An 8,494-nucleotide genomic window follows, 5' to 3' on the forward strand; every position below is an offset into this window, starting at 1 on the left:
TGTAAGGAGGTCTTGGGCTGGGAAGACAATAGGATACCTGACTACAATGTGGTTAAAAACCTTATTTCTCTCATTTATTTTGTTGCAGGCTACTTTTATGAAATAGAGGATCAACTCACACAAGATAAAACCATTGAGTGGATTGCACAGCTGGGAGGAGGAAAAGGGAAAATAACCAGACATTTCATCTTAAATGGCTTTGCCCAAATTATTAATTACAAACTTGCTCAGAGATTTTTTGAACAACAAAACATCTCGCCAGAGCAAGTCAATGATGCTTTAAATAGGTTTTCATTTGGTAATGAATAATCTGTAGAGTTTTAAGTAATCAGAGGTAAAGTAAAACTGTATATAGCCTGTAATATTACTAAAAGGAGTCCCAGGTTAAACGTGCTAAGAGTAACGATCAAGGTAATAATTGCAAGTATTACATGCAATACAATAAATACGGTGAAAATGCTGTGCCAAACCTTGAAATGCTTTTTGGTATTGAGAAAAGCCCTGATCAGTAAATAGAGAAATGCCGTATGCAAAGCCAGAGAGTTGATCCAGAGCCCTTCGTTGATATGAGGGGCTTCGCCTAGAAAAAACTCAGGTATAATGCCATATACTGAAGCATAATACACCGATAACCCTATAAAATAGGCGGGGGCATAAAACTGTTCTTTGTACTTGAGTAAAACAAACAAACTCAACTGATAAATGATGAGCGTCCAGATAATGGCATGGAATATACCCTGTACAAGGTTTCGAGCCTTGAACCGTGCTCCCCAGGCAGTTTGGGTATACAGTACAGGTACAAAGTTTACCAGACGATGATCAACATTACGTAAGCGGAAGTACACCGTTACTGGCTGTTGATCTGATTTTTCAGGCAATATCAAAGGTACAGGAGCATTGCGTCCTTCTTTTATTTTTTTTTGTGACAAAGGTACCAACCTGCCGGTTTTTTCTTTGATCAGTCCTTGTTGACTTTCTATGTATACCTCACCATAATTGGCCGAGCCCAGGTACAACACAAAGCTTTCGTCGTAGCTTAGGTGGCTTTGCAGGGTAAGGCGCCCCCAATAAGCCTCATGAGGATGAATTTTTTTATTGAATTTACTAAAAAGGATAAAAGGCTGGTTTTTAACGGCTGGGTACTTAAGTTGAAGGGTGGAGTCGGCGAGGATTTCTAAGGATTGACTGAGGGAGTAAGTAGCTTGTTTTTGTGAGACGATGTAGGTTTTTTGTGCTGATGAACCATAGCAGGTAATAATAATTACCAACCAGGTAATAATAATTCTGTTCATAGTAAGAGTTCGTATAAAATAGTAAGGCTTACGCGTCTTATTGTTCTATGTAACGGTATAAAACAATTCAGGTTATGGTACGCAAGCATATACTGAAATTCCAACAATAATTTATCCAATTCAGCCAAAAAAGCTATTGCGTAGCAAAGGAAGCATCCCCCATTTTTTTATACCACAAGTTCAGTACTTGTTCGGCGGGTTTGTGTTGAGGCGAGTAGCCCGTGTGGGTAGTAACATCGATACGGTGAACACCTTCGTCAAACCATTTCCAGACAAAGCCTCCGGCAAACCAAGGTTGAGGCATAAAAACTTGAAAAAGTGCCTCCAGTGCCTGGGCTTGTCCGGCAAGGTTTACCTTTTGACGATGGTTGCCCGACTCCCAAGGCTTATGGGCGGTATAGTTAATGCTGCGGTAACCAAACTCAGTAAAAAGCACTGACTTGTGATAATGTTTTTGTACCTGACTTATTTCATGCAACCAGTGTTGCCAGCCTGCCTTGAGCTGGGGTAAGGTAGGGGTAGCGGCTTTTGCCAAAGGAAAGTAAGCATCTATGCCTATATAATCGAGCATTGCCCAATAAGGAAACCGTTTGTACTCGTCCCAATTAGCCGCATAGGTGAGTTTGCCTCGGTATACCTTCCTTATTTTTTCGATCAATTGTTGCCAAAACTGAGGCTGTGCCTTTACAAAACTTTCTAGTTCGGTGCCTATGCAAAACAACTCTACCTGAAGCGAGTCGGCAAGGTGGGCATAATGCAAAATGTAGGCTTCATAAGACTTTGCCCAAGCCTGCCATTGGGTAGTAGAATCAAAATTGAGTGCGCCCGTAAAACCACCCCGAATGATCCATAAATGTGGTTTAAACATCAATTTTAGGTGTTGTTTACGAGCATATTTAGCATAAGCAATCATTCCTTGGGTGGTTTCGCCCTGCCATTGTCGAGGGGTGTCAAAATGTATTTGGGTAGAATCTTTGAAGCAAAAAGCATAGGGTACCAATGCTACCCAATCGGCATATACACGCTGACGTATTGGAGCAAAAGTTTGATCATTGGGTGGTTGGGCAGCACTTACAAAACTCACCCCGTCAATTTTTTTTGTCAGCCGATGAATAACTTCTTCGTTTTGTGGCTTGGTATGCTTTGCCTCGGTTTTGGGAGAGGTTTGGCAAGCAGTGACCCATATTGCCACCCAAACAGCCCAGCCCCAGTGTTTTAAAACCTGATCCATCGCACGCCAAAGTTAAAGGTTTCGCCAGCCCCCTGATTTTTGCCCAGTACATATTTCTGATAGTCGGCTTGTAGCTCAAGGGCACCTGGCACAATTTGCCAGCGCAAGCCTATGCCCAGGTCACCCCAATAGCCGCTACGTTGGGGTTGTTGCCACTGCTGATGGAACGTAAAGCCTGTTTGCAAGTTGGCACTGATCACGGGCGAAGCAAAATAGCTCAATATTCCCCGAAAGGGTACCCTTAAAATGCTGTTTTGCTCGCTACTTGTTTTGGGCAAAGACCACCACACCCCTGCTTGCAAAAAAGTATAGAGTTTGTCGGCTACTACTTGATCGAAGTAGACTTCGTTGGCCCACCAAAGGTGATCTTCGGCAAGAAAAGGCTGTACAATATCGATGCTTTCCAGATTGGGGGTCAGCGGAATAAGTATTTTGCTCACCAACGACCAACGTTTTTTTTCGGGTTGGGGCGACCAACGAACACCTGCTCCTGCATAAGCCAAGGCAGTACGTATACTGTCTGAACCAGCAAACTGGTATACTTGCAATGGAGAGTTTTGGGGCAAATCTGCCCGTACCGACTTCAGCCATATTTCAGTATCTAACTGTAGGTGTTTGCCTATACCATAGCTAAAGTGATGCTGCGAGGTAAAATATGTAATCCGCTCGCTGCTCTCAAATCTCACCCCATCGTTGGCATACAATGCTTTTTGGGTATAAAGCAAATTCCAGAAACGGTAAGCAAATTGCCCTTTTTGAAGCGCAACGGCAGGCGTGTAGTTTTGCAGGTTGTGCAAAGAGTCGGGTTGAGCCTGGCCAAAATGTACCAAGCCTGCAAATAAGCTCAACAGTAATATTGTTTTTTTCATATTGACAGTAACAATGAAAGGTGTTTGCATACAAAACCTAAGGAGCATGTTCAAAATAAGTGTCGAGATTGAGGGCATAAACTCAAGGCTGACTGAGGCACTTTTTGCGGGCAAGGCAACATCCGGGGGATGTTGAGCCAGACCGTGAGACGGTACTACGGACAATAAAAGCTCGTAGTCCCGGCGGAACTGCCGGGGTAACGAAAGTCAGTAAAGAGGATATGTTCTAAATCGGACAGCTTCAAAGTCCCGATTTCTTATCGGGGTTATTGTTGAGGGCTACGCCCGAAATCCCGTTTACGGGGCGATCACGTTCCTAAGCGCTTGATAAATGATTTAAGCTATATACCCCAATCCAACAGCCACTTCCAAATATTTTCGAATATCCGCCCTCGTATCTTTGCTCAGGTCTTGTGTATTGTTAAACCAACGCATCAAGCTATCAAAATCCCAATCTACAGTTTCTGCCAACTGCTTTGCTATATAAAGTCGTTGTTCCAATGCATTGATTGCTTGGGTGTGCCCCAATATACAAGCCAACACCAACTGTAAAATATCGCTGGCAAGCGCATATTCTGATTGATCAAACAAAGTGCGGTTACGCATCACCATTTGCCACGCTTTTTCATAGTCACCCGCACACAAATAAATCTCGGCAAGGGTAGCCTTGTAGGTAGCATCGTGTGGGTCTTTGTTAATGGCAAGCTCAATGTAATGTGTGGCTTGTTCCAGATTGCCCAGGCTAAAATACACATCGCCTACATTGCCATACAGCGCTGCAATGTTTGGGTCAATACTAATGCCTTTAAAGTAATCTTTCAAAGCCTCTTCATACCTTTTCAGGTAATTATAACTGTTGCCCCGGTCGTTATAATGCCAGGGATCATCGGGCTTAAGCCTAATTGCCTGTGTAAAATCCTTAATTGCCAATGCATACTCCCCCATTTCGTTGTAGTTAAGCCCTCGGTTATAATAACTATATTTATACCCAGGATCAGTCACCAGTGCCTGACTGTAGTCAACCAATGCCTGCCAATAGAGTTTCAAATCGTTTAGATTAATGCCTCTGCGGTTGTAATAGCTGGCATCTTCTCCGTAGGTCGCCAGGTTTTGAGTTGCCCAAATTACTTGTTGTACCCACGCTGCCTCTTGACTATTGGTGGGATACAACAGTCGCGCCTGTTCAAAATAGGCACACGCTGTCTCAGAACTTCCCTCGATAGTATCTACATACCCCAGCGCCACATACGCCAATCCATACTCAGGGTTAATGTCAGTGGCTGCCTGATAATCAAGTTTTGCCTGGGCATAACTACGGTGTCTGAAATAATATTCTGCCCGCATAAAATGCGCTTCATCATTGTCAGCATCCTGTGCTATTTGTTCGTTTAGCTGGTCTATGTGAGGTAAATTAGGCATTTAACAAATATTTAGGGCTTTGGTAAAAGTAAAAAATAACGTGCCTGTGTGGGCATTTATCACGAGTGAATGAATGCCTGGTAGCAATAAACTGTACTGTGTCATCCAACCGACAAAAAAAACTTCACAAACCATTTATATTGCTTGCATATTACAAAAACAACACATCACACTTCCTAATTTTTTGTGAATGAAGTGTTTGTAATTGTAATGCTAACTGAAATATAGTAATTTAAAATGTAATTAAAGAGAGAGGACGTAATTGTAGCTTTTTTCAATGGTCATATTGTTGAGCTTTTTCGATGCTTTGCCTCTTGCCTGGAGTTTTCGAGCAAGGTTTTGAATGCCTACACCTGACCACTTGAGGCTTGTTCCTGTCAGGCATTCACCGCTTATTGATACTACCGACAAAAACTAAAAAATGAAACATATTGTAATTATTGGCAATGGCATATCGGGCATTACTACTGCTCGCCACGTACGCAAAAACAGTGATCACCGCATTACAGTAGTATCTGCCGAATCAGATCATTTCTTTTCGCGTACTGCCTTGATGTACATTTATATGGGGCACATGCGCTACCAAGATACTAAGCCTTATGAAGATTGGTTTTGGGAAAAGAACCGAATCGCCCTCAAAAAAGCTTATGTACAAAGAGTAGACACTGACCGTAAAACCCTGTATTTGAACAATAACGAAACCCTTGATTATGATGCGTTGGTGCTTGCGACTGGGTCAAAGCCACGCAAATTTGACTGGAAGGGCATAGATGCCAAAGGGGTGCAGGGTTTGTATAGTTTGCAAGACCTTGAAATGATGGAACAAAACACTAAGGGGATTCGGCGGGCAGTGATAGTAGGAGGAGGACTTATTGGGGTAGAAATGGCAGAAATGCTGCAAAGCCGCCAGATAGAGGTTTCTTTTTTGGTACGTGAAGATCGATTTTGGGGCGGGGTAATGCCCAAAGAAGAGGGCGAGCTTATTAACCGCCACATGACGCACGACCACCACGTAGACTTGCGCTTACAAACCGAACTCAAAGAGATCGTGTCCGATACCAATGGGCGGGTGCAGCATATCATTACCCACAATGACGAGAAAATTGATTGCCAGTTTGTGGGGCTTACGATTGGGGTGGTGCCCAATATAGATTTTTTGCAAGGTACAAAGATTGCCCTCAACCGGGGCATATTGGTAAACCGTGCTTTAGAAACCAATATACCCGATGTATATGCCTTGGGCGATTGTGCTGAGTTTACCGAACCTTTTGCCAACCGACGCCCCATAGAGCAAGTATGGTATACGGGAAGAATGATGGGTGAAGCACTTGCCCAAACTTTGTGTGGCAAACGCACAGAGTATAAGCCCGGAATTTGGTTTAACTCCGCCAAGTTTTTTGATATAGAATACCAAACCTATGGTTGGGTATGGAACGAACTTAAAAAAAACGAACGAGCTTTTTATTGGGAACACCCCAACAAGCGCATTAGTTTGCGTCTGGTGTATGAGGCAAGCAATCAGCAGTTGCTGGGCATCAATGTATTTGGCATGCGCTTGCGCCACGAGGTATGCAACGACTGGATTGCTCAGGGCAAATCAGTAGCGCATGCCATTGCCCACCTAAAAGATGCCAATTTCGACCCTGAATTGTATACCCAACATGAGACCGCCATTGTAGCCGCTTACAACCAGCAAACTGGAGAAAATATTCGACTCAAGAACAGAAGTTGGAAAAGAATTTTTAACCGCAAAAAACAATACATTTAATAATTATGAACATTCAAAAAATAGGGTTAGGCTTATTTTTGGTGGGCTTTATTGCCTTTATTGTTACCTTAAGCCTGGGCGACTATCAGCTTACCCCAGAAGTGCTCAAAACCACCGTGACCAATGCCGACAAACGTGTGGCGCTTATGCCTCAGGTAGACCCAATGTTTCGTAAGCGGTTTGGCGACCAATTTAACTTTGTGGCCAACCTGAAGGGAGGGTTTGAACTTGCCAATGCCGAAATCAAACAAAAGTATGCCTTTAGCCAGGCAGAAATAGATGCGATTGCTGCCAAAAACGGGAAAAAGTACAGTAAAAGCCCTATTGACGAACTTTACCCCAAAGGCAACGAACTCAACGATTTTAAAAACAAGGCGCTCAAAGACTACACAGGTTGGCTAGAGTCGCAAAGCTTTGCCGATGCCAAGGCGCTCAAAGAAAAACTGGCTACTACCATACAAAATATCAACAATGATGTAATCCAAAAAAAGGGGTTTAGTAGCTATGAAATCAAAAACCTGCTTTTTTCTATTACCAAAGCCTCTAGCGATGGCTGGGTAGCCGCTCATCCTGCCTTATGGTTTTTGCTCACTATAGCATTGGCGGCTGTGGGTGGCTTGCTTTATATTTTACCCTCGCTCGCCTCCTTTCCAGGCATCAAAAACAATGGCGTATTTACTCATCCAGGCACTTCGCGCGGATGGATAGGTATTTTGGTGGGGAGTTTTCTCATTAGCTTTTACATTTTTTTGTATTGGTTTCCCGAATATATTACCAGCTGGGTGCTCATGGTAGACCCCCTCAGTAAAACACTCAGCGGCAACCCGGCAAGCCAATGGTTTTTGTATGGTTTGCTATACTGTGTGGCTATGTTGGTCATGGGCGTACGTATGGCAGTAAAGTACCGCCACAACCGCTATCAATTGGTGCGTACGGCTTCGGTAGTCTTTTTCCAGCTGGCTTTTGCTTTTCTTATTCCCGAAATATTGGTCAGGTTCAACCAACCTTATATGGACTTTAAGAACATCTGGCCGCTTGACTACGATTTTTTCTTTGCTTACAACATAGACGGAATGGTAAAAGCCGGTACCTTGGGTATTTTTATGCTGGGCTGGGGCATTGCTTTATTTGCTATAGCTGTGCCCATTATGACCTATTTCTTTGGCAAGCGTTGGTATTGTTCATGGGTGTGTGGTTGTGGCGGACTTGCCGAAACCTTGGGCGACCCTTACCGTCAACTGTCCGACAAGTCGCTCAAAGCCTGGAAAATAGAGCGTTACCTTATCCACGGAGTGTTGGTGTTTGCTGTTATAATGACTGGGCTTACTTTATATACTTACTTTACGGGGGCATCACAAGTGCTATTTTTAGACACCTACATGGTACAAAAAGTCTACGGATTTTTAATCGGATCGGCGTTTGCCGGAGTAGTGGGCACAGGCTTTTACCCTTTGATGGGCAACCGGGTTTGGTGTCGTTTTGGTTGTCCATTGGCTGCCTACATGGGCATTGTGCAACGCTTCAAATCACGTTTTCGCATTACTACCAATGGAGGGCAGTGCATTTCTTGTGGCAATTGCTCTACCTATTGCGAAATGGGCATAGACGTACGGGCTTACGCCCAAAAAGGGCAAAACATTGTGCGTGCCTCGTGTGTGGGTTGCGGCATATGTGCTACTGTATGCCCACGTGGTGTGCTCAAGCTGGAAAATGCTCCCGAAGGTGGGCGCATTCACGACCAACCTATCTTGATTGGTAATGATAGTATTGACCTAAAAAAATAGTTTATGCTCCCACTCTTTTAAGTCTTCCGAAGGAGACTTGAAAGGCTTAATATAGGGAAGTCTCGATCCTTACAGGACAAGCTTTCCTTTCGCATAATACTTGACCAAAGCCTGCATTCGCAGGTTAAAAA

At 43.7% G+C, this 8,494-nt stretch carries 6 protein-coding genes and 1 pseudogene; 3 read left to right on the forward strand and 4 right to left on the reverse strand.

The window, feature by feature from the left end:
- Positions 1-309: pseudogene (locus Q0954_RS31455) on the forward strand (hypothetical protein); the annotation flags it as partial.
- An 11-nt stretch (positions 310-320) separates the two neighbouring features.
- Here Q0954_RS31455 and Q0954_RS31460 read toward each other — a convergent pair.
- The 4 genes from Q0954_RS31460 to Q0954_RS31475 form a co-directional block, all read right to left on the reverse strand.
- Positions 321-1,292 (reverse strand): 7TM diverse intracellular signaling domain-containing protein, encoded by a 972-nt coding sequence (locus tag Q0954_RS31460; protein WP_299465120.1) that lies wholly within the window; start codon positions 1,290-1,292, stop codon positions 321-323.
- 133 nt (positions 1,293-1,425) lie between these two features.
- Positions 1,426-2,523 carry a glycoside hydrolase TIM-barrel-like domain-containing protein gene (locus tag Q0954_RS31465; protein ID WP_299465123.1) on the reverse strand — a complete coding sequence of 366 codons (1,098 nt, stop codon included), beginning with the start codon at positions 2,521-2,523 and terminating at the stop codon, positions 1,426-1,428.
- Positions 2,508-3,392 carry a hypothetical protein gene (locus Q0954_RS31470; RefSeq protein ID WP_299465126.1) on the reverse strand — a complete coding sequence of 295 codons (885 nt, stop codon included), beginning with the start codon at positions 3,390-3,392 and terminating at the stop codon, positions 2,508-2,510. The genes Q0954_RS31465 and Q0954_RS31470 overlap by 16 nt, the downstream gene beginning before the upstream one ends.
- 336 nt (positions 3,393-3,728) lie before the next feature.
- Positions 3,729-4,811 (reverse strand): tetratricopeptide repeat protein, encoded by a 1,083-nt coding sequence (locus Q0954_RS31475; RefSeq protein ID WP_299465129.1) that lies wholly within the window; start codon positions 4,809-4,811, stop codon positions 3,729-3,731.
- Positions 4,812-5,232: 421 nt separating this feature from the next.
- On the opposite strand from Q0954_RS31475, the gene Q0954_RS31480 reads away from it, so the two are divergent.
- Both Q0954_RS31480 and Q0954_RS31485 read left to right on the forward strand, forming a co-directional pair.
- The gene (locus tag Q0954_RS31480; protein WP_299465132.1) at positions 5,233-6,579 is read left to right on the forward strand and encodes an FAD/NAD(P)-binding oxidoreductase; all 1,347 of its coding nucleotides are present in this window, start codon (positions 5,233-5,235) and stop codon (positions 6,577-6,579) included.
- Positions 6,580-6,584: 5 nt separating this feature from the next.
- A complete protein-coding gene (locus Q0954_RS31485; protein ID WP_299465135.1) occupies positions 6,585-8,363 on the forward strand; it encodes a 4Fe-4S binding protein in 1,779 nt (592 codons plus the stop codon).
- Positions 8,364-8,494: the final 131 nt, after the last annotated feature.

Origin of the sequence: uncultured Microscilla sp. (assembly GCF_947493425.1) — a bacterium.
In the GTDB taxonomy this organism is placed as follows: Bacteria; Bacteroidota; Bacteroidia; order Cytophagales; family Microscillaceae; genus Microscilla.

Bases quoted from the DNA above. Each gene is read 5' to 3' on its own strand.
- Q0954_RS31475 (WP_299465129.1), bottom strand. From the start codon at position 4,811: ATGCCTAATTTACCTCACATAGACCAGCTAAACGAACAAATAGCACAG.
- Q0954_RS31485 (WP_299465135.1), top strand. From the start codon at position 6,585: ATGAACATTCAAAAAATAGGGTTAGGCTTATTTTTGGTGGGCTTTATT.
- Q0954_RS31480 (WP_299465132.1), top strand. From the start codon at position 5,233: ATGAAACATATTGTAATTATTGGCAATGGCATATCGGGCATTACTACT.
- Q0954_RS31470 (WP_299465126.1), bottom strand. From the start codon at position 3,392: ATGAAAAAAACAATATTACTGTTGAGCTTATTTGCAGGCTTGGTACAT.
- Q0954_RS31465 (WP_299465123.1), bottom strand. From the start codon at position 2,523: ATGGATCAGGTTTTAAAACACTGGGGCTGGGCTGTTTGGGTGGCAATA.
- Q0954_RS31460 (WP_299465120.1), bottom strand. From the start codon at position 1,292: ATGAACAGAATTATTATTACCTGGTTGGTAATTATTATTACCTGCTAT.